Origin of the sequence: Ferrovum sp. (genome assembly GCF_027317285.1) — a bacterium.
In the GTDB taxonomy this organism is placed as follows: domain Bacteria; phylum Pseudomonadota; class Gammaproteobacteria; order Burkholderiales; family Ferrovaceae; genus Ferrovum.
The window spans coordinates 1-21,919 of record NZ_DAHVHV010000017.1; the positions used below are offsets into that span (position 1 = coordinate 1).

Annotated in this window: 16 protein-coding genes and 1 pseudogene; 9 read left to right on the forward strand and 8 right to left on the reverse strand. The window is 51.2% G+C overall.

All coding sequences use genetic code 11. From position 1 onward, the window contains the following. Positions 1-291: 291 nt before the first annotated feature. Positions 292-2,193 (forward strand): annotated as a pseudogene (bcsA, locus tag M6F29_RS05445) (UDP-forming cellulose synthase catalytic subunit); the annotation flags it as partial. Here the strand turns inward: bcsA and M6F29_RS05450 are convergent. Next, positions 2,161-3,183 (reverse strand): IS1595 family transposase, encoded by a 1,023-nt coding sequence (locus M6F29_RS05450; protein WP_298157847.1) that lies wholly within the window; start codon positions 3,181-3,183, stop codon positions 2,161-2,163. The pseudogene bcsA and the gene M6F29_RS05450 sit on opposite strands and share 33 nt — an antisense overlap. Before the next feature lie 326 nt (positions 3,184-3,509). On the opposite strand from M6F29_RS05450, the gene bcsB reads away from it, so the two are divergent. The 4 genes from bcsB to M6F29_RS05470 all read left to right on the forward strand — a co-directional run bounded on the left by bcsB (position 3,510) and on the right by M6F29_RS05470 (position 11,015). Continuing rightward, positions 3,510-5,768, forward strand: a complete 2,259-nt coding sequence (bcsB, locus tag M6F29_RS05455) for a cellulose biosynthesis cyclic di-GMP-binding regulatory protein BcsB (protein ID WP_298157848.1) — start codon at positions 3,510-3,512, stop codon at positions 5,766-5,768. 54 nt (positions 5,769-5,822) lie between these two features. Continuing rightward, positions 5,823-6,929 carry a cellulose synthase complex periplasmic endoglucanase BcsZ gene (gene bcsZ / locus M6F29_RS05460; protein WP_298157880.1) on the forward strand — a complete coding sequence of 369 codons (1,107 nt, stop codon included), beginning with the start codon at positions 5,823-5,825 and terminating at the stop codon, positions 6,927-6,929. Positions 6,930-7,072: 143 nt separating this feature from the next. After that, the gene (locus M6F29_RS05465; protein ID WP_298157849.1) at positions 7,073-10,465 is read left to right on the forward strand and encodes a cellulose synthase subunit BcsC-related outer membrane protein; all 3,393 of its coding nucleotides are present in this window, start codon (positions 7,073-7,075) and stop codon (positions 10,463-10,465) included. Between the two features lie 37 nt (positions 10,466-10,502). Next, positions 10,503-11,015 carry a tetratricopeptide repeat protein gene (locus M6F29_RS05470; RefSeq protein WP_298157850.1) on the forward strand — a complete coding sequence of 171 codons (513 nt, stop codon included), beginning with the start codon at positions 10,503-10,505 and terminating at the stop codon, positions 11,013-11,015. Positions 11,016-11,024: 9 nt separating this feature from the next. Here the strand turns inward: M6F29_RS05470 and bcsG are convergent, their stop codons facing one another. Genes bcsG through M6F29_RS05485 form a run of 3 tightly spaced genes read right to left on the reverse strand, consistent with a single transcriptional unit; the run spans position 11,025 to position 14,461 of the window. Further along, positions 11,025-12,641: a cellulose biosynthesis protein BcsG gene (gene bcsG / locus M6F29_RS05475; RefSeq protein ID WP_298157851.1), complete on the reverse strand. Its 1,617-nt coding sequence runs from the start codon at positions 12,639-12,641 to the stop codon at positions 11,025-11,027. Continuing rightward, positions 12,641-12,808: a hypothetical protein gene (locus M6F29_RS05480; RefSeq protein WP_298157852.1), complete on the reverse strand. Its 168-nt coding sequence runs from the start codon at positions 12,806-12,808 to the stop codon at positions 12,641-12,643. The genes bcsG and M6F29_RS05480 overlap by 1 nt, the downstream gene beginning before the upstream one ends. 12 nt (positions 12,809-12,820) lie before the next feature. Further along, a complete protein-coding gene (locus M6F29_RS05485) occupies positions 12,821-14,461 on the reverse strand; it encodes a BcsE family c-di-GMP-binding protein (RefSeq protein WP_298157853.1) in 1,641 nt (546 codons plus the stop codon). 124 nt (positions 14,462-14,585) lie between these two features. On the opposite strand from M6F29_RS05485, the gene M6F29_RS05490 reads away from it, so the two are divergent. After that, on the forward strand, positions 14,586-14,972 hold the full coding sequence (locus tag M6F29_RS05490; protein WP_298157854.1) for a diacylglycerol kinase: 387 nt from the start codon (positions 14,586-14,588) through the stop codon (positions 14,970-14,972). 216 nt (positions 14,973-15,188) lie between these two features. Here the strand turns inward: M6F29_RS05490 and M6F29_RS05495 are convergent, their stop codons facing one another. The 3 genes from M6F29_RS05495 to M6F29_RS05505 all read right to left on the reverse strand — a co-directional run bounded on the left by M6F29_RS05495 (position 15,189) and on the right by M6F29_RS05505 (position 16,896). After that, positions 15,189-15,950 carry an Lcl domain-containing protein gene (locus tag M6F29_RS05495; RefSeq protein ID WP_298157855.1) on the reverse strand — a complete coding sequence of 254 codons (762 nt, stop codon included), beginning with the start codon at positions 15,948-15,950 and terminating at the stop codon, positions 15,189-15,191. 416 nt (positions 15,951-16,366) lie between these two features. Then, positions 16,367-16,618 (reverse strand): DUF2442 domain-containing protein, encoded by a 252-nt coding sequence (locus M6F29_RS05500; RefSeq protein ID WP_298157856.1) that lies wholly within the window; start codon positions 16,616-16,618, stop codon positions 16,367-16,369. A gap of 8 nt (positions 16,619-16,626) precedes the next feature. Then, positions 16,627-16,896 (reverse strand): DUF4160 domain-containing protein, encoded by a 270-nt coding sequence (locus M6F29_RS05505; protein WP_298157857.1) that lies wholly within the window; start codon positions 16,894-16,896, stop codon positions 16,627-16,629. 570 nt (positions 16,897-17,466) lie between these two features. On the opposite strand from M6F29_RS05505, the gene M6F29_RS05510 reads away from it, so the two are divergent. Continuing rightward, positions 17,467-18,237 (forward strand): Lcl domain-containing protein, encoded by a 771-nt coding sequence (locus M6F29_RS05510; RefSeq protein WP_298157858.1) that lies wholly within the window; start codon positions 17,467-17,469, stop codon positions 18,235-18,237. 196 nt (positions 18,238-18,433) lie between these two features. On the opposite strand, the gene M6F29_RS05515 is transcribed toward M6F29_RS05510, so the two are convergent. Next, the gene (locus tag M6F29_RS05515) at positions 18,434-18,928 is read right to left on the reverse strand and encodes a nucleotidyltransferase family protein (RefSeq protein WP_298157881.1); all 495 of its coding nucleotides are present in this window, start codon (positions 18,926-18,928) and stop codon (positions 18,434-18,436) included. Positions 18,929-19,313: 385 nt separating this feature from the next. Here M6F29_RS05515 and M6F29_RS05520 point away from each other — a divergent pair, with 385 nt between their 5' ends. After that, complete coding sequence (locus M6F29_RS05520; RefSeq protein WP_298157859.1) at positions 19,314-20,750, forward strand: lipopolysaccharide biosynthesis protein; 1,437 nt, start codon at positions 19,314-19,316, stop codon at positions 20,748-20,750. 54 nt (positions 20,751-20,804) lie between these two features. Further along, a complete protein-coding gene (locus M6F29_RS05525) occupies positions 20,805-21,899 on the forward strand; it encodes a glycosyltransferase WbsX family protein (protein WP_298157860.1) in 1,095 nt (364 codons plus the stop codon). The last annotated feature ends 20 nt before the right edge of the window (positions 21,900-21,919 follow it).

A 21,919-nucleotide genomic window follows, 5' to 3' on the forward strand; every position in this document is an offset into this window, starting at 1 on the left:
TCGACAAAGGTTCGGCGGGAACGGGGTGGAACGGCGGTCAGAAGAAAGGAAATCCATTCCGAGAGCAGCAGACAGACTGAGGAGGTGAGCGACATGAAGAGGAATCTGGGGTTGAAAACCCTTCATTGGTTGCTGCGCTACCCGCTCCAAAAACAACCCCGAGCGGGTAGCGCAGCAACCTCGCAAATCGGCGTTCATGTCAAGTGTTTTTTGCATTTATCGAAAATTTATCGCGTGGATGGATGCCTTCGAAATTGGGAAAAGTCCGCGAATGTCTAAAGTTCAGTTTTTATTATTGCGACCGCCTTTATTTTCACTCCCTTCAGTACGTTTGGACAGGTGGTTTTTTCAGTCTCCCTCTTGTCGTTGACCATTTTATTCAGGAATGTGCCAGGGCATCTGGTTTCCCTGGCCTTGATCGTCATGTCCCTTGCCGTTTCAACGCGTTATATCTGGTGGCGGCTTAGTTCGACGCTTAACTGGGATCGTTCCCTGGATTTGATCTGGGGAGTGTTGTTGTTGGCTGCTGAAATTTATGCTTATGTTTTTCTGGTGTTGGGGTATTTTCAGACCGCATGGCCGCTGCACAGGAAGATGGTGCCATTGCCTGAGGATGAAACGCTTTGGCCGACGGTGGACGTGTATATTCCAACCTACAACGAACCGTTGGAGGTGGTGCGTGCAACCATCTATGCGGCCCAGGGGATCGATTGGCCAACAGACAAATTAAACATCTATTTGCTGGATGACGGCAGGCGTCCTGAATTCGAAGAATTTGCCTCCATGGTCAAGATTCACTACCTCACTCGTCCGGACAACAAGTATGCAAAGGCGGGGAATCTGAATCATGCCATGACAAAGACTCATGGTCATTTTATTGCCATCTTCGATTGCGACCACATTCCGACGCGATCTTTTTTGCAGACCACCATGGGAGGGTTTCTCAAGGACTCCAAACTATTTCTGGTGCAGACACCCCACCAGTTCTATTCGGCAGACCCGTACGAAAAAAATCTCTTTACCTTTCGGGCAGCACCCAATGAAAGCGAATTGTTTTATGGATTGGTGCAAGACGGTAATGATTTTTGGGACAGTACCTTTTTCTGTGGAAGTTGTGCGGTTCTCCGACGCAGCGCCCTGGATGAGATTGGGGGCGTGGCGGTCGAAACCGTGACAGAAGATGCACATACCTCCCTCAAATTGCACCGGTTGGGTTATCGCTCTGCCTACCTCAAAATTCCGCAAGCAGCGGGATTGTCGACAGAAAGTTTATCGTCTTACATTGGTCAACGTATTCGGTGGGCACGGGGAATGGCGCAGATCTTCCGGTTGGATAATCCTTTTTTGGGGCGGGGATTGACGCTGATGCAACGAATCAGTTACGGGACGGCCATGCTGAATTTCTTTGGCGGTATTCCAAGAATTTTATTTCTGACTGCACCGTTGGCGTTTCTCCTTTTTCACTCCTATGTGATTTTGGCCCCGGCTCTGACTGTATTGATCTATGTAATCCCTCATATTCTCCACGCGGTATTGGCAAAGTCGCGTTTGCAGGGAAAATACCGTTCCACGTTCTTCTCTGAAGTCTATGAAACTGTCCTGTCCTGGTATATTGCATGGCCAACCACGATTGCGATGATCAATCCCAAAAAGGGGAAATTCAATGTCACGGCCAAGGGCGGTTTGATATTGGATGATTATTTTGATTTCAACATTGCCATGCCTTTTATCGCGTTAATCGTCTTGAATCTTGCCGGTTTTTCTGCGGGCATCTACAGAATAATCCATGGGCCGGAAAATGAGGTCCTTTCAGTAGCGTTTAATCTGGTTTGGACTTTTTATAACTGTCTGATGCTGGGCTGTACTTTGTTTGTCGCCTCGGAGGTGCGCCAGGTTCGGGCTTCCCATCGTGTTCAGGTCAATCTCCCCGCCATACTCAAAACTTCGGATGGCTTCTGCCTTCAGACCCATACGGCGGACTACTCTCAGGGAGGAATTTCTCTGGTGGTGGGTCGCGAACGGACTGTGGCTCCAGAGGATCGTGTGCATGTGTCGTTGTGGCGCGGAGACGAAGAACACACTTTTCCGGCACAAGTCATGTCCCAGTCCGAGGGCACACTGCGCATGAAATGGCTGTTTGAAAGCGTGCTTATCCGGTTGTCACAGACAACCACTACCTGTAGTGGTTCGTGATTTTGCGGCATAGGTCTCGGCATAGGTAGGTGCGGTGATACCACCGGCGATGCCAAGCAGAGAGCGAAAGGCATTGAACGGGTAGAAACGGCGGTTGAAGCGAAAGGTGAATTCGTTGAGATAGGTTTGGAGGTGCTGCGGGCTGACACCATGGTGAGTGCCGCGCAGCCAGGTTTTGAGATTGGAGAATACGAGATGGATGATAGGCAGAAAAGTTTCGGCGACTTGCATATTGCCTCGTTCTGCGACAGCGCTATGAAGAAAGCCGAGCCGAGTGAGCGATGCGTAGCCGCTCCAGTCATCGGTAATGATGGATGCTCCTGGCGCGATGTTGCTCTTGACAAATCCGCCCAGCGATTTGGCGCTACGATCCGGCACCACGGCGAGCCGGACACGGCCAGCGTATCGTCCCGTTCTGCGTTTATTGAGACAGTTGTCCTTCTTGCGCTGCCGAACCTCGACCGCGCCAGCCACGAGTACCATGCCATGAAACCCATGTCCCTTGCCGCGCGTGCGCCCGCCAACGTAGGTCTCATCAGCCTCGACGACTTCACCGGGTTTTCCTCCGATCCGATCCTGGTCGGGGCGCACCATGCCGACACGCAATTTGTGGAGTATCTGGAATGCAGTCTCGTAACGCGACAGTCCAAGTTGCCGCTGAAACTGAACAGCCGACATGCCCTGCGTCTGGCTGGCCACCAAGTAAGCGGCCCAGAACCAGACAGTGAGAGGCGTGTGCGTATGATCCATGACTGTGTCGGCAGTAAGGCGGGTTTCGCGTCGACACCTTCGGCAACAGAGAACGCCGGAGCGAGTGGCGTAACGATAGGGATCGCCAACTGTCTTGCAGTGGGGGCAGACAAACCCGCTACCCCATCGAGCGCGCTCAAGGTATCGCGCACACGCTGCCTCATCAGGAAAGAGCCGCTGAAACTCCGGGAGCGATTTCGGAAATGGCAGATCGTCTCGCTCCAGCACATCAATGACCATGTTCGCCCCAAGTTCACACCTCCGGCTACACTACAGGTAGTGGCTGTCTGTGACAACCGGATAAGCACGTTTGAAAGTATTGACGAACAGAGAAATTACATCCAGTGCACCTTTGGCAGAGCCGATGCCTGGATTCATTGGTCAGACCACATTCTGACCGATAAGCCACTGGTGGGGTTGCTTCAGGTTTTTAAGGTGGGGGCGGTGGGATATTGGCGCATGTTCATAAAAATCCCCGGAGTGGATTTGGCTCGGGCAACGGTGACTCGAATGGGGGCCACACTGGTGTGGATGCTTCCAAGGACACCAAAAACGATGGAGTACATATGGAAGTAAAAAACCCCTTGGTGGGTTTGCTTTTTTTATTCTTTGGTACCGCAGTTCATGCTGCAACTTTGGTGAGTTCGGGGCCGGAAACGACGGAAATGACGACTCTCGAAAGCGTGAGTCACTACCCCCTGTATAAACTTGGAGAAGATGAGGATCAAACCAGTGGAGTATTCAAATTGCGTTCCACGGAAGGAACCCTTAATTTTTCTTTCGGAACCCGTCTGGATCAAGTGGTGGAAAGTGCTGTTTTTCACCTGAAATTCAACTATTCACCTGCGCTTATCCCAACGGAATCCCATATCAAGATTCTGTTGAACAACGAAGTCGTCAAAGTGGTTTCGATTCCAAAGGAGTATTCCTCCGTACCCCTGAGTATCGATGTGCCTCTGGATCCAAGACTCATCACTGATTACAACCGGCTTCAACTGGTCTTTATCGGGCATTACACCAACGATCAGTGCGAAGATCCGTTCAATACGACGTTATGGGCGGATGTCGACAGTAATAGTAACCTGGAGATGAAGGTGGCGCAGATTCCTCTGAAGGGCGGCTTGGGTTTATTGCCTGTGCCATTCTTCGATCCGCACGATAATACACGCCTCGATGTCCCTTTCGTATTTCCCGATGCGCCGGGACTGCCGATGATCCAAGCGGCTGGGATCGTGTCGTCGTGGTTGGGAAAGTTGGCGGATTGGAGAGGTTCGATTTTTCCGGTGTCCATGAATCAGGTGCCGGCGGGGAATGCCGTGGTATTTGCGACCAACGGGGTTCGTCCCGATTTTTTGCGTGACCATCCCAATGTCACGGGTCCCGTGCTCGAAATCATGACCAACCCAACGGATGGAATATCCCGTCTTCTGGTGATTTTTGGACGCAATGACAAAGATCTTCATACGGCGGCGCTTGCGCTGGCATTGGGTCAGAGTGCTTTGTCCGGACAATCGGCAACGGTGGTGGAAGTCAAGGAGGAAGACCCTCGCAAGGCCTATGATGCGCCGCGCTGGTTACGCCTCGATGGGGCCGTAAAATTGGGTGAATTGGTAGATACCCCAGATAAACTCCAAACCTTCGGTCCTTCGCTGTTACCGATTCGTATCCATATGCGCGTGGCCCCCGATGTATTTGCCTGGCGTAGTCAGGGTATTCCGGTAGAACTGAAATATCGCTATACCCCCCCTCATGACGTCGGCGAATCCCGTTTGGTGATGAGTATCAATCATCAACTGGTTCAAGCCTTCAATCTCAGGGCATCCAATGAAGCGGAAGATCAAAAGATCCGGTTGCCCTTGATGGACAATGCGGTTCTTTCCGCCACGGATCAAATACTGATCCCTCCTTACAAACTGTGGTCCCGTGATACCTTGAGTTTCAGATTCAGTATTGCGCACCATAAGGAGGGCGTATGCCGCGATACCCAGAGCGGTAATATTCGTGCCGCGATCGACCCGGATTCCACCATCGATCTGTCAGGGTATCCTCATTACGCGGAGATGCCGAACTTGGCCTCTTTTGCAATGCTGGGTTTCCCCTTCACCAAATTCGCCGATTTACAGGAAACTACGGTGGTGATTCCGGATCAACCGACCCCTTCAGATATCGAATCGATGCTGACAATTTTGGCTCACCTGAGCGCTGCTACCGGCTACCCGGCGACCCGCTACCAACTGGCATTTCCCGGGGATGCTGCAGCCTTGAAAGACCGCGATGTTCTCGTAATTGGGCGGGCCATTCAGGAAGGTGAACTACAATCGTGGAAGGATCATATGCCAGCGCTGGTGGATAGTCGAGGGCGTCTGATTACGCAACCCAAACGTTCTGTAAATCTGTTCTATGACTGGCTCGGATTTGATACCCATCCGGCTCCCGCTGTCGCCAGCCTGGAAAAATACGCAGCGGGTGGTCAACTTGCCGTCCTGACAGGATTCGAATCCCCGGTAACGAAATCGCGTTCCGTGATATCGCTCTCGGCAGTGGATGGTCCCTCGATGAGTTATGCGCTCAACGCCATCGATGATCCTGCGCTGCTTGACAATATTCGCGGGAGCGTTTCGTTCATTCATCCTCATCGTGTGGATAGTGACTTGGTGGGGGAGACCTACAAGATAGGACATCTGCCGTTTTGGACATCGATCTGGTATCCATTGTCCATGCATCCCCTCTTGATCATGATTCTGGGTATTTTGGTCACGGTGATTGTGGCGATCCTGATATGGAAAATATTGCGAAGTCTTGCGGCCAATCGGGTGGGGGAATAGTGGACGACCATACCTTAGGATGACCATGGCATGATGCTAAGAATATTCATGGGAATGATACTGTTAAGCGGCGCGCTCATGGCTGACGCTCAATCTTGTGGGACTCGGTCATGGGAATACTGGCAGACCTTTCGTGATCACTTTGTCAGTCAAGCTGGGCGTGTGATTGACCCTATCAATCCGGAAAAGGCGATTACGACTTCCGAAGGCCAATCCTATGCCCTGTTCTTTGCGTTGGTGGCCAATGATCCTGAAACTTTTTCCAGACTCATCATGTGGACCGAAAACAATCTTGCGGGCGGGCATCTGGATAAGCAACTCCCTGGGTGGGAGTGGGGGCGCAAAACGGACGGGATCTGGGGACTGATGGATGATAATTCAGCGACAGATGCCGATCTGTGGATTGCCTATAGTCTGGGGGAAGCCGGAAGGCTGTGGAATAAACCGGAATATCTCGAGAAATCCGAAAACCTGCTACGTTTGATTCTGAGTAAAGAAACCGTCTTGATCCCGGGGCTTGGCCGGGAATTGATTCCAGGAGCCGTTGGCTTTCATCTTTCTGATCACAGTTGGAGACTGAATCCCAGTTATCAGCCCCCTCAAGTTTTGCGTTATTTTTCTTCCAGATACCCTGGCAGCTCATGGGGAGAACTGGAAAAAAACAGTCTACAGGTCATGAATGCGGTTTCCCCCTTTGGATTGGCCCCGGACTGGGTTGACTTCGACACCAATACCCGGCATTTCAACGCGGATGCTGCCACTGGGGATCGAGGAAGTTACGATGCCATCAGAGTGTATCTCTGGGTTGGCATGCTCCCTCGAAGTGACCCGCAATGGTTGGGTCTACAGGATCATTTTTCTGCCATCGTCCGTTTTATAACGCCTGATGGCCGTGTTCCTGAAGTGACACACCCACTTAACGGGGTAGTGGAAGGCAACGGTCCAGTGGGTTTTTCTGCCGCCATTGCTCCGCTTGTTCAAGCAGTGGGAAAGGATCCGGCAAGGGAAGTATCGAAATTTCGAGATCTGGTGACGCCAACAGTTTCGAACTCCTACTATAACTGGGTCCTGACATTGTTTGCAGAAGGTTTCACGGCAGGGGATTTTTCATTTACCGCAACAGGTTCACTGGTTCCGGCTTGGTCATGCGTCTCCCGGTAAGAACTCATCTTTGTCTTTCCCTGTTGGTTATTCTACCCGCAGCGTCCGCTGCCAACCTGGTTTCAGAACGTGAGTCGGTCCAGTCGCCCGCAGATCGACTTTACGATCAGGTCGTTTTCTGGGACGGAAAGAATCGCCCTGACATGGTGCGCAAAACTCTGGGCCGTATGCTGTCTTCTTATCCTGATGATCCGCGAGGATTGGCGGCATTGATTGAACTGGAAGCACAATCGGGGCGTAAGGATGCGGCTCAGGCGGCGTATGACCATCTGGCGCGCATCAAACCCAATTACCCGGAGTTGCCTTCACTCAAGGACTTGGTTTCCTTGACTGCGAGCGACCGGATTCGTCTGCGGCGAGCCGTTCAACTGGCGCGCAATGGCCACCCGCAGCAGGCTCTGAATGATTTTGATCAGTTATTTCCTCATGGTCCTCCCGATGGTCCCGAGGCGATTCAATACTGGGAGATCAAGTCGAAATTACCCGGCGGATGGTCTCTGGCCTTGACCGCCAGCGAGAATCTAATCCGCAAATACCCAGGCAATTACGCCTACAAACTTGCCCGTGCCAAATTGATTGCCAAGCGCTATCCTGAGGATCCGACCAATCTTGACCAACTACAGACCATGGCGGCGATGGCTCCTCCCTTGGGCGACGATGCTCGTCAGGTATTGCGTGGGGCCATGCTGGATCTCCCTGAACTGGGCGTGGATACACGAGCCCGCCTGCAGGCCTTTATCAAACTGGATCCGGAAGATTCTGCGGTTCAGGCCAAACTGAAGACAGTGGAGAACGCACAAAGTCGTCATCAGGCCCTGATGACGAGTCCCTCTTATTTACACACTCAGCAAGCCCACGAAGCATTGCAGAAACAGCAATACGCCGAGGCCCTGCAGGATTATTCCAAAGTACTGGAAATCCATCCCGACGACCTCCAGGCCGTGTCGGGGACCGGCTATGCCCTGATGCGTCAGAGTCGATTTGCGGAAGCCTTGCCCTGGTTCCAGAAGGCCTCGAGGCTGGATCCCGGCAATCACAAGAAATGGGATTCTCTGGTAGCGACCTGCCAGTATTGGGGGCAGATGAAAATTGCCCGGCAGCAAAGCGCTGCAGGACGGTTTGATGAAGCTCGGACAACCATTCGGAAGGTGATTCGTCTCAACCCGGCGGAGAGTGAAGGTTACGCACTTTTGGCCAGCATCGAGATTGACCAGGGGCATTACAGCGAGGCTCGGGAAATTCTTGCAAGATTGCCCGCAGATCGGCAAGCCGCCCTGGAACAGGAAATTGCCCGGAAACGATCGGCAATGTCACAAAAACAAGCGGATGAGTTCGTGGCCAAGGGGGACTATGCGGGTGCACGGGCGGCTCTTGTCAGTGCCTTGAGAGATACGCCCGATGACCCGTGGTTGCGTTACCGTTTGGCCAGGCTCTATGCGGCAAATGGAGATGCTGATAAAGGTTCGGGCCTGTTTGATCCCTGGTTGTACACCACGCCCAGGGAGGCGGAGGCTTTCTACGCAGCGGCCTTGTATCAGTCCGGGATTGAACACGCCAGCACCGCCCTGGCCATTCTGGAAAAATTGCCCGTATCGCAACGTACCAAAAAAATTACCGCATTCCAGCGTCAAATCTGGGTCGATCAAAAGATCGAACAAGTTCGAGGGCTACAGAAAGCAGGAAAGACAAAGGAGGCCACGGAAGAACTGAGAAAAATCCAACTCCAGGTGGATAATGATCCGGTATTGCTGAGCAATGTAGCGTATGCATGGAATGATTTGGGGAATCATGACCAAGCCAACGCACTTCTATTGAGAGTCAAACACGATAGCCCCACAGCCTTGTCCTTGGATTGGCATCTGCGGTATGCCGCCTACCTGCTGAGAAACCGGCAGACCGAACCGGCGCAGCAGGAAATTGAATATCTAGGGGCACATCGCAGTGAATTCGATGAAAAGCAAAAACTTGCCTATTCCAGACTGGAGAATTCGCGGGTGGTTTCCCACGCTGAAAAACTGGAAGAAGAACAACACTACGCGGAGGCAGAAACGACACTCGGTCCGGTTTTGGAAACAAACCCCGAGGATCAGGGGGCACAGACCCTGGAAAATCGTTTGGAACGAAAAATGGGGAATCTTGACAAGGCAATACAAGGAATCGAGAAAGAACTGGCAGTGGATTCGGCCGCTCCCGCCGCCTATGAATCTTTGGCCCAAGCCACACTCTCTCCCAACCGGGTGACAGGCTCGGCAAATTCCAATGGATTGAACGGGGATCAGAAGGCAATTTCCCTGGCTGAAATTGATGTCACCGCCCACGAAACGGGAAGCGCAACCCCCCTCACCTCAGGAGATTCCTGGCAGTACAAGAATCTCGCGGAGATGCAGGATGAACGTACGAACTGGTTGTCAGTGGGGGACGATGTGGTAACCCGGTCTGGAACTCCTGGACAGTCACAGTTTGTATCCCATCAAATTCCCATTGAATTGAAAGGCCCGGCAGGCGTGGGGGGGGAATGGTTCGTTCGCTCCGATCAGGTGGATGTGGGCGCAGGTACTCTGACCCTTGCGGATACCTACGCCACGGAAACCTTTGGTTCCTTGTTGATTTGCCAGCAACATAACAATTGCCCGACTCCCGTGTCCCAATACGCCTTCGGTCGTTCCTATACCGTGGGGTATATGGATGAACAGAATCGACTGGATGTGGGGACGACGCCCATCGGCTTCCCGATCCAGAATTGGGTCGGGGGCTTCCGGCATACGGGGGATTGGGGCCCTTACTCCTGGTCTGCCGAAGTGGCACGGCGCGCCGTTACTGAAACGCTGTTGTCTTATGCCGGAACCGTTGATCCCCGGACCGGGCAGTTATGGGGCGGGGTGCTGACCACGGGAGTCAAGTTGGGACTGAGTTTGGATCAAGGGGGAGACTGGGGTTATTGGAGTAATTTTGGAGTTCATCAGTTGACGGGGACCAATGTCCAATCCAATACCGAAACGCTATTGATGGCAGGTGTGACCCGAAGACTGATCAATCAGGATGATCGACTGCTTTCCACAGGGCTAACCGGGACGGTGTGGCATTTCACTCAGGATTCGGGAGAGTTTACTTACGGTCAGGGCGGGTACTATAGCCCGCAATTCTATACTTCTCTGGCAATCCCACTGACCTATGCGCAGCGTTATACCCGATTCTCCTACATGCTGCGCGGTTCGGTATTTACGGCATGGGCGCGAACCAATGCTTCGCCCTATTATCCGTTGAATCCTCTTTACATGGCTCAGGCCATCGCAGCAGGCGGCAATCCTAATTACAACACCAGTGCCGGCACCAGTTTTGGTTACACGATGCTGGCCAATATGGAATATCAACTTTCGACAAATTTGTTTGTCGGGAACAGTTTTTCCGTGGTCCGTTCACCCTACTACGCGCCCAATTATGCCATCCTTTATCTGAGATATGCGATTGACAATACCCCTGCCCTTCCCGTGGGTCTGCAACCCACCCCGGGCATCATTCCCACTTCGCAATTCTAGTCATCAGGGGGAATCCATGAGAAGGTGTCACCTTGGTTTGATTATCCTGCCCATGATTCCTGCCTGGTTGTGGGCGGTAGAGTGTCCCGCCACTCCCGCTGAAAACGGGGTTGTGGATACCCCGGCAGTTTTGCAAGCAGACTGTGGGCCGAAAAAAACGTTGCCCCTCCCGGAGGGTCGCCATAAAACGAACTCCAGAACTTCGAGTTTGCCCCCTTACAATCATGACAATCCAGCCATTCTCAATGAATATGCCCTTCGCTACTGGTTGCCGAAGGGAGATCTGGAAACGGCCCATATATTACTGGCACGCGCAGTCAGGCTGGATCCTTCCAATCAAAAAATTCGCGCCAACCTGGATCAAATCGACCGGCTTCAGAGTGACATCAGTGGAAAATCAAAGATCATTTCGTTCAGGTCTTTTGCATACAGTTATACCAATCTCGATGCAAAGCCAAAATCCAGCGCAGCCCCTCAAACTCTTCCTTTGGGATGGGGTGCAGGTACGGCGCCCTCTCCCAGTCTCTGGCCGATCCTCAACAAACAGTAAAACCCGAGACTAATTTTCCTCCCCTTCGTAGGGGATCCAGCCTGCTTCGATATCCTGGCGCAGATAATATTGTCCGTTATTACGCACCATCGTTACATCGGCATTTTGAGCCACGAATTTAGTGAGGGGCATATCTCGGACCAAATCATCGGCGCGAAAACCGGATGCCTCGAACGGGGAGGTTTTAAGAATATTGGCAATGACCTGAGACAGTCCCAGATAACTGGTGGGCGTCGATACGATGTGTTGAGCGTCAGACCTGCTGATTTTTGGTCCAATAATCTTGATGCCAACGGGTACGAGAGTAATGGCCGGGGTGGGAATTTCACGCAATCCTGCAATTTGATATTTGTCGCCACGAATAGCAGCACCATGCTCAGGAATAATGACCACGACGGTATTTCTGCCGCTATTCTGGAGTGACACCATAAATTGGTTGAGGTCATCCAGCAACCGATGCAAGCGAATTCCATAGGTTTTCATGCTGGATAGGGAGTTGTCTGGACCGACCAGGCGATTTCCATCGTGCAAACTGATGGTGTTGTAATACAGGGCCACCTGTTTGGATGGGTTGGTACTTCGCTCTTGAATCCAATGAATCAGAACATCCTTGTCGTTATAGATCGGCGAGTCGTCAAATGCCAACTCATAGGGACGCAGTCCGCTCGGTTTGATCGGTTCGACCCCCAGTTTCTGGCTTTCGATGGTTTTTAAAAAATTATCAAAATGGCCGTCATGATTGAGCAGAAGATTGGGGGTGAAGCCGGCTTGTTGCAGGCTACCCATCAGGTAACACTGATCTTTTGAGGGGTTGTACAGGTCTGCATGAGGGAGTTGACCACAAGGTGCGCGCAAGAGTCGAATGGCTGCGGGGACACTATAACTGGAGGCTGAATTAAAGCGGGTATAGAGAACATCCAGCGTTTGCCACAGAGGATGGTTCTCTAACCCCATGGCTTTCAAGTCGCTCCAGGAGAGAGAACAAATATGAATGAAGATCAGGTCAAAGGGCTTTGAAGTGGCTTCTATGGCATCAAAATTCACTTGCCGGCTGGATTCGGTGGAGAAGAAACTGTTGACTTGGACATCAAGGTCGGACAAGGCGGAGTGATCGGGATTTTGGCTCGCGCTTTGGGCTATGCTCGATGGTGTCATCGATGCCTCTCCACGATCAAATTTATTCAATACAGCCAGCGCAAACAGGGAGACAGCGAGAATGACCCCCAGTTTGAGAAAGCGCGACACGAGGGTGTAGAGCAGCCATGTCGCCACCAGCATGACAACCATCTCAAGATGAACAAAGCGTTCTGCCAGTTCTATCAGATACGAAAAAGTGAATTGGGAAAGCGAAGAAGCCTGCGCGAGGACTCGCTTCAGAGGGGGAAGCCACGAGTCGTAGTAGAGGAGAACGATCCCCAGGGGGATGGCCACGGCCAAGCGTAGAATCCGGGTGGTCCTTGAAGGCAATGGGACCGCAAGCACCAGAATAAAGGCAAGGTTGGCCCAGGGATGAAAACCAATCAGTCCGCGCCAAGCCAGCAACAACTTGACCAGAAAATAAAAATTCCACCCGCCCAAGGAAAATCGATAATGAATATCCGGGGCGTCATGAGCAGTATCGTTCATCACTGTGTTTTATTGGTCTGTTTGAGGTGATCCGGAACGGTATATTCTTCGATCAGTCTGGGTTGATATCTGAAGCCACTCCACCATTCGGCATAGGTAACCCAACGCTTTCCAAGCCAAAATCCAAACAACATGCCAATCAAAAGTACGAGCAGGTAATCGGCCATGGTCAAAGAATCCTAAACAGAAGATTTGTGGAGACGGGACAGGGGTCTATGCTGAACTCTGGATACTTGTCGATGAGGTGCCAGAGTAGTGACATCTGCAAACGGGTGGGAGATTTTCTCGGCGGGGTTCGGGTCGTGTGATTCGATGCCTCGAGAAGTCGAGGGCGCCGCTGGAAAAAGAACCTTTCCCGGTGGCAAAAGTACCCGCAATGCCTGTTCTATGGTTTCTGGAGAGGTGTGGCGTGATTCGGTGATGATCAAATCGGTCCAGCGATAGCGAAATGCACGATCCAGCGCATAATCGATGTCAGATTCGCCGCAACCTGGAAGATAAATGAAGAGCCCGACACCCTGGGTGCTGGTGTAGACGTCTCCTCGTCTGGTGAGGGACAGTTCATCGATGAGCCGGGTGACGCCGTCTCCCGACAACGCCTTGAGATGTACAAGGGAATTGTCTTGAGAAAGCCCGCGTCCCCGTTTGAGACTTTTTCGTACGAATTCCGCAAACAAATCCGGCGGAAGCAGGGGAGACACAGTTTCAGGTTCGGCCAGAGCCATCAGATCGGCCAGGGGAATATTCAATTCCCGATTGAAAGTCTGACCATACAGGCTATTCAGGAGATTCCTGAATTGAAAGAAAGCGAGAGGTGCCGGGATGACCAGATTGGCACCGGCAAGCATCAATACATGTTCATGGGTATAACGCAAATGGGCATTGATTTCTCTGACGGAAATGCGAATTTTGAGGCCGCAGAGCCGTCGTAAACGATAGACGATTTCCGTCAAGCGGCACCGATCCGTGTCGCGGTCGAAGTGCAGCACGAGAGAGGCTTCCACCAAACCCGTTGCAGCATGAAGGCATGCATCATTGTCCTCCACAAGCCTCCATCCGGAAGGTAGTGCGTGTCCCATCAGTGCGGTTCTGGTGATCAACACCAGGGATTCATCGGCATCCTTTGGTACAACACTGGGGGGTTCGTGCGGATTTTCAACACTAAATACAGAAAGACCATCCGTGACATTATGGTTCATCAGAAATTTCTGCTTGAACGTGGAAGTTTCGCGCCCAAACCAATGGGATACCTCGAATTCATAAACGCCACTTTGTGCGTGCCAGTAAGCGATTCCACATAACAGATGGGCAAAGGAGGGATCCGGCTGCGCTGTTTCACTACCGGAAAAAGACTTTTGCGCGAAGAGAAGCAAGGTGGAATTTTTTTCCAATGCCCATTGGCACAGGGTTTCTGCTGCCAAAATTTGAGTCTCCCGACTATTGGGAAAAAGAGATTCCGCCCCTTCCAGAATTACCAGACTATCGCTTGAAATCCTGAAATGTTTGAAATCTCGAATCAATCGATTGGCAGAAAACTCCAAATTTTTTACGGTCTGTTTGAATACTCTGATTTTATGATCTATTGCTGCTGTCAATAAGGACATGGTCGGGGATTTCAGTGACCAGATCGTTTCATCCTGATTGCGAGTGATCCAGTAATGCCGGGAGTTATTGCTGGCGACTGCGGCGTTCAGCAGGATTGAACCCACAAACTCCCGGAGGGGGCTGGATTCATAAAAAACGAGATATACCCCTCCAGGACAGAGATGGGTGACCGAAGTCGCCATGTTCTGAATGGGCAGGTTAAACTCGGCGTTCATGGTGCTGTCATCCCCCTGGCGATGAACCCATTCCAAATGGTTGAACTTTTTTCTGTAACTACCCGCGTAATATATCCTATAATCCTTTCTGTTCCTAGATAGAGCGTCCTGGAGGATTGAACTTTTGTCCAGTGTCACCCCACCCAAAAAACCGTATCAGCAGTGTCAATCCATCCCGCGCGTTCTGAAGGCATTCTGTTATTCTGCAGCGGGATTGCGTTCGGCTTACGTTTGTGAAGCAGCATTCCGGGAGGAAGTGTGGGTTTCCTTGATTCTTCTGGTGGTTTCTTTCTTTTTGAGAGTTTCATTTCGCGATCACCTCTTGCTGATTGCGCCCCTGTTCTTTGTGTTGTTGGTTGAACTCTTGAATTCCGCCATTGAAGCCGCGGTCGATCATGTTTCTCTTGACTTTCACCCCGTGGCAAAACGCGCCAAAGACATGGGCAGCGCTGCGGTGTTATTGAGCATAGTCATGGCGGTGTTGGTTTGGGTAGGAGTGCTATGGGAATAATGGGAAGGAGAATTTGCCCGTCATTCAAGCCGTGACCAAACCAAACGGTTATTTGTGGTAGCGCGAGAACCCCGCCACCACTTGCTCGAAATGCACCGCCGCATCCAGTGCCGCCTTGTAGATCGGTAAATGCTCGTATCGTGCCATCGATCACATGTAAAGTTTTCCGACAGCCCGCAGGGGGCCACCGCCCCCTGCACCCCTGAAAGGGGCAAATCACCCGAAGCGCCGATGCCGCCTCAGCCCTGCCATCAACCCCAGCAACCCGATTCCGAGCAACGCCAAACTCGCAGGCTCCGGCACATTGGCGGCAGCATTGCCAGCAGCATTGCCGGGAAGCACGGCCCACGAATAGTAGTTGTAGACCTTGTAGAACGCGCCCTGGTAGCCGTTATTGGGGTAGAAGACCCACGCGCTATTAGGACTGGACGCGTACTCCGTACCGGACCAGTACACGGAGTTCAGTACGTTCGTGAACAGACCGTAACTGGTATTGTGAGTGGTGGTGATGGATTGACCTGCCGAGCCTCCCAGTCCGGTGTAAAACAGTTCCCCCAGCATGCTGTTGGTACAATTGACACCAAAGCAGTTCTGAGTATAGGTCGTCGGCAGCATCCAGGTGCTGTGCCCCAGATAATTGATGCTGTCCAGATACTTCACCCAGGCCATGGCACCCCACCAGTCCATAGTCCCCGAACTATTAAAATCTGCTGTACTCAGGTTGTAATTGCCAGCACCAGCATTGTCAAAGCCATTGGGCGTATCATGCACCGTGGGTACCGCCGCGATGATGTTGGCCACGAGACTCGGATTCGAAGCCTCCATCGTTGCCAAAAGATTGCCGTTCGAACTCCAGGTGACATTCGCCACATTGTCGTACACCAGACCCGGACCGTCCGCAATCAAACTCGCCTGCGCCAGATTCGCGCCCAAAAATCCCACCGCCAGCAGTGCCGCTACCTTTGTCTTGTGATTCACTTGTCCTCCAAAAATATAGTTGTCGATTGATCAAACCACCGCATTCCATCTCGCGGAGCAATTTTTGTCGAACGTAAAGCACAAATCGTACCAATTAATTTACGACAGACATATAATTCAACCATTACAATGCGTTATTACATCCGAACGGAACGGAACGGAACGAAGAAATGTAAAAATTTCCGACACTCTTGAGAACCGGTGCCCACGGTTCAATTCAGTCAGCATCTTGTCATAAGCAACGCCACCAGAGAGTGCGAGCGTCCGTTACCTAGAACGCGGCATGGCCTTGTTCGGAATCGGGTTGCTGGGGTTGATGGCAGGGCTGAGGCGGCATCGGCGCTTCGGGTGACTTGCCCCTTTCGGGGGTGCAGGCAGGGGGCGGTAGCCCGCGTCTGCGGCACGTTTCATCAACGTCAACTTAAACTTGGGCTAAGCGGCACTGAATCATCGTAAAGCGTTTCGGGAGCAACATCAATTTCCCCGGGCCAGACCAACGTTCCGTAATCGACTCGTACCCGTTCAAACACAGCGGGTAGCGCGATGCGATTCCACGGCTTCATTGCAAGCAGGGGGCGCATATCAAATCGGCGTCGTTCGCCGTTTTTGAACTCCAGATCAAGCTGAAACTCAGGACGTGTCTGGACGGCAATCACATCAATCAACATTTTCGACCTCACTGAAGCGGGGCGATCCGGAAAGGCTCGTCACCATTGACCGCCAATTCCCAATCGACCTGCAATTCTTCCTTGTGAATCTCAATCCATGCCTGAACCATTTTCAATTGTTTTGGCGGCAGAACTCCGTCAAGTAGCGAACCATCCTCAATGGACACGGATGCCTCTTCGCCTTGGTAACGAGCATGAATATGCGGAAGATGATGACGACGATTGTCCCGGCAATACATCAGAATGAGAATTCCATAAAACATGCTGATGGTGGGCATAGAAAATCTCCGCCATGAATCTAAGGTCATAATTGTAACTGAACTTAAGACGCCGCTGCGCTCGAAAGTCTGGAATCATTCGCCATAGATCAACTTCCTTTCGGACAGGACAGACCTGATAAACGAGATCGGTGCTGGCAGACTGGTCCAGGAACGCACCCCGGAGGCCCTCAACCAGGCCATCACCGATCTCTTCAAGGCCCTGCCCGACCGGCAGGACACCTGGGAATTTGCCCGTCGTTTCAGTTTCAGTTGGGATGAAACCAGCGAAGGACAAATGGCCCTGTTCCAGAAAATCCTCTCCCATCCGTCCTGAACCCTCAAGCCAGACTTACCGGAAAGAGATTATTTCCGAAGAACCGCCATCGTCACCCAAGCCGTGACCAAACCAAACTGTGCATCCGTGCCGGTCGCTCCGCCCCGAGTGGTGTCGAAAATTTTTACAGATCGTCCCATCTAAAATTTGCTTATTTTAAATAACCAATTGAAATGAAATTTGAATTTCATTTTCGGCATGAATCTTGCGTCCTGAGAGCGGCAAAAAAATGGAAATAACCATTGAGGATTCTCATGACGACACATCGCAAGTTGGGCACATTGATTGGGGTTGCATCGCTACTGACAGCGGGACTTCTGGGGACGAATCTGGCGCAGGCGAGTTTGATTGCGGACGGTCCGGGTCTGGTGTACGACAATGTGGCGAACGTGACCTGGAGTTCTAACGGCAATCTTTTCGCTACCATGCACGCTACGGATCCAAACCTGATAAGCCAGATCATCGCGGCGGTACCCACGGTGCATGATACGCCCAACAGTTTGGACAATGCCGGTCCTGGCACTTACAACCTGAGCTCGGCGGATTTCAGCAATTCTGGCGCTATGGATTGGTGGGGTGCCATGGCTTGGGTGAAGTATCTGGACAGCACCAATTACCTGGGTCACAGCACCTGGATGCTGCCGACCACCTACGATCAGACCTGTGTCGGCAACTGTACCAACAGCATGCTGGGGGAACTGTTCTATACTGGGCTGGGCGGTTCTTACGGCTCATCTATTGCCACCACTCACAATGCCAGTTACAACCTGTTCACGAATATCCAGAACTTCGCGTACTGGTCCGGTACGGAGTACGCGTCCAATCCTAATGGCGCGTGGGACTTCTTCACCGATTACGGCTTCCAGGGCACGAGCGGCAAGGGCTACAGCGGCTTCTATTCGTGGGCCGTGCTTCCCGGCAATGCTGCCGCCACCAATGTGCCGGAGCCCGCAAGTGTGGGGTTGCTTGGAATCGGGATGCTGGGGTTGATGGCAGGACTGCGGCGGCATCGGCGCTTCGGGTGATTTGCCCCTTTCGGGGGTGCAGGGGGCGGTACCCCCTCACCCGCCCGTTCTGAACCCTCAAGCCGGACTTACAGGAAAGAGATTATTTCCGAAGAACCGCCATCGTCTCCTCAGGGATGGCGATGCCCGCATCACTTCCCCATTTCGCCAGCAGCAGGACGGTTTGCTCGGCTACCCTGCGTTCGAAAGTCTGGAATCATTCGCCATAGATCAACTTCCTTTCGGACAGGACAGACCTGATAAACGAGATCGGTGCTTTTTCCGCAATCTCACTCTCCGTCAGGATGATGACATCGCAACCGTATGCACCCTCAAGACTGCACACGACATCATATGCAAGCGACAACCTCGCTTTCGCGGTCAGTCCAGCCCCCCCCCCAACCAGGAGGTCGATATCAGAATCAGAAGTCGCATCGTTTCTCGCGGTCGACCCAAAAAGCCATATCCTTTTTGCGTTGAATGCCTTTGCCAGGGCAGGTGCGGCAACATTCTTCGCAAAATCGAACCGACCAGAGGACTGACTGGCCCGATCTGCCTCAATGCGTTTCCGAATCAAGGTGGGGGCGTTCAATTCCGCCACATTCATCAGAGTCCCCATGAACCCCCCAGACAACCAGACAAGGTAATTTTCCATCTCCATGATACGTCTGACATCATAGCCCATTTTCAGATGGTGTACCGCATCGGCCATCGGCAACACAGCGCTGCCTCGTATCGAAAAAATTATTCCCAATTTTTTACAGGGGGGATTACCCCACCCCGGAAACCGAAACGCCAAGAAAACTTTACAGTCCGTAGGATTTATGGTGCAATGACGCCACCAAATCAGGGGAAGTCTCGTGTTGGACATTCATAACGAACGCATCACCCGACCCGCGTGTCTCTTGTGCCATCCCAGGCAAAAAAACACTCTGAAACACTTTCTGCAAGACCGGGGAAACCTTGATTCCCTCTATTTCTTTCCCACCCTTGTTGGTTGCATCTACTGGTTAAATATCGTACATGCCCAATAGAAAGATCACACCACCTGCCTCCCTGCCCATCCCATACCATCCGAACTTTCCAAACAGTCCCCGATGAGCAAGGTCAGAAAGTCCATTCTCTTCTCCCTTGGACAAAACTATGCCAGTTTTGCCCTTCAGTTCGCCGTTTCCATCATCCTGGCCCGACTTCTCAACCCTTCTGAAATTGGCTTGTATTCCATCGCCGCCGTATTGATAGGATTCGCCAGTTCCATGCGCGATTTTGGCATTTCCAGTTACATCATTCAGGAAAGGAATCTGACCCCGGACAAGATACGCGCGGCCTTCACGCTCACCCTGTTCACAGCCTGGACCCTAGCCCTTGTCATCCTGCTGGGAAGCACCTATGCCGCCAATTTCTATCATCAACCCGGCATCCGTTCCGTCATGCAGATCCTGGCCCTCAATTTCGTGCTGATTCCCTTTGGCACCGTACCCATGGCTTACATGTACAAGAAGATGGAGTTCCAGTACATTGCCCTCATCAAATTCCTCACCAATCTCACCGGAGCCATCGCCACTGTCACCCTCGCCTACTTGGGTTACAGTTACCTCTCCATGGCCTGGGGATCGGTTGCCAGCATCCTCTGCACCTTTCTTCTCGTCCAACTGTGGCGCTCCAAAGACCTGCCCTTTTCCCCGGGGTTCAAGGAAATGGGAAAGGTATTTTCTTTTGGATCATTGTCCAGCCTGATCACCGTCTTGATTGATATTGGACAATCGGAGGCCGATTTGATATTGGGACGTCTGTCTGGAATGAACACGGTAGGTTATTTTGGACGTGCCATGGGGTTGGTTTCAACCTTTGATACGCTCGTCATGAGGGCGCTTTGGGATGTGGCTGCTCCCCACTTTTCAGAACAATCAAGAAACGACCATCCGATGAAACAAAGTTTTGAAGAGTCCCTTGCCCTGCTCACCGTGGTTGCATGGCCATTTTTCATTAACTTGGCCCTCATGGCAGAACCCATCATCATCGGGCTGTATGGTAAGCAATGGACAGCATCCATCATCCCGTTACAATTGCTCTGTATATTTACTTTGGCAAAATCTCCGTTCATGCTTATGGGGTCTCTGATGCCTGCGGTTGGAAGAATCGAACAAAACCTCTATCAACTGTTGATCCGGATCCCTATAAGAGGAGTTCTTATTTTCTACGCCGCTCCCAAAGGACTACAGGCAGTGGGAATTGCATTCATAATATCCGGAATCATAGAATCGGTAACCGACTTCATCCAATGTCGGAAGGTAATTGGGATAGATGTCAAAGGACTGATTCAGTCACTCCGCAAAAGTTTCTGGGTCACGACATTATCCTGCCTACCCTCAGCACTAATCATCACAATGGGAAAAGGAACGTTTGAAGGAAAACCCTGGGCAGAAATAACCGCAGTCACATTATCCTGCTCTGCCATATGGATATTGGTGATATACATCATCAAACATCCAATTGAAAAACAAATATATGGGATAGTAGGAAAGCCAACATAACGAAATTCATGACCTCATATATCAAATGCAAAACTCCCGAAGGAATTGACCAGCATGAAGCAGATCAGGCCCATTGCATTTTATTTGCCACAATATCACCCCATTCCAGAGAATGACGAATGGTGGGGTAAAGGATTTACAGAATGGACCAATACTGCCAAAGCCAAACCAATGTTTGAAGGGCACTACCAACCCCATCTTCCAGCAGATCTTGGTTTTTATGACCTGCGTATTCCTGAAGTTAGGAAAGCTCAGGCAGATATGGCCAAACAGTACGGTTTGGAAGGATTCTGTTATTACCATTATTGGTTTGGTGGAAAACAGTTATTGGAACGCCCTTTTATTGAAGTCCTACACAGCGGCGAACCTGACTTCGGATTTTGCTTATGTTGGGCAAATGAAACTTGGTCTGGAGTTTGGCATGGCGAGCCAAAACGCGTACTTATCGAGCAAACCTACCCGGGAGCAGAGGATTACCAAGCCCATTTTGATTACCTACTTCCAGCCTTTCAAGATAAACGGTATATAACCGTTGATGGAAAACCAGTGTTCATAATTTACAGACCACTGAATATTCCAGATGTCAATAAAACACTCGACTTATGGAGAAGCATGGCATCAAAAGCAGGCCTAAAAGGACTTCATTTAGTGGGTGTGGGGAAAAGCAAGGAAGATTGGGACCCTAAAGATTATGGATTTGACGCTTCAATAAATCCGAAAGTTCCTCCTCTCAGAGACGATTGGGTATCTTGGTCTACACCACTCAAAAAAATAGTCCACTATCATCATAGGAAAAAACAATTACCTACGATTTATTCCTATGAAGAAGTTATGCCCACGATGCTTAGAAAAGCCCCTCCTAATGTGGAGGATTACCCCTGCGTTATCCCAAACTGGGATAATACTCCAAGAAGCGGGAGCAGAGGTTTAGTACTTCATGGATCTACTCCAGAATTATTCAGAAAACATCTCAAAGAAGGGATTGAATTAACCAAAAACTTACCAGAAAAAAGCCGTTTTTTGTTTATTAAATCATGGAATGAATGGGCTGAAGGAAATCATCTTGAACCAGACATAAAGTATGGCCATGAGTATCTTAAAGTTTTTTATGAGGAATTGAAATCATCAAACAATACGGATAGTAAATAATGCATTCCTATATTAAAAGA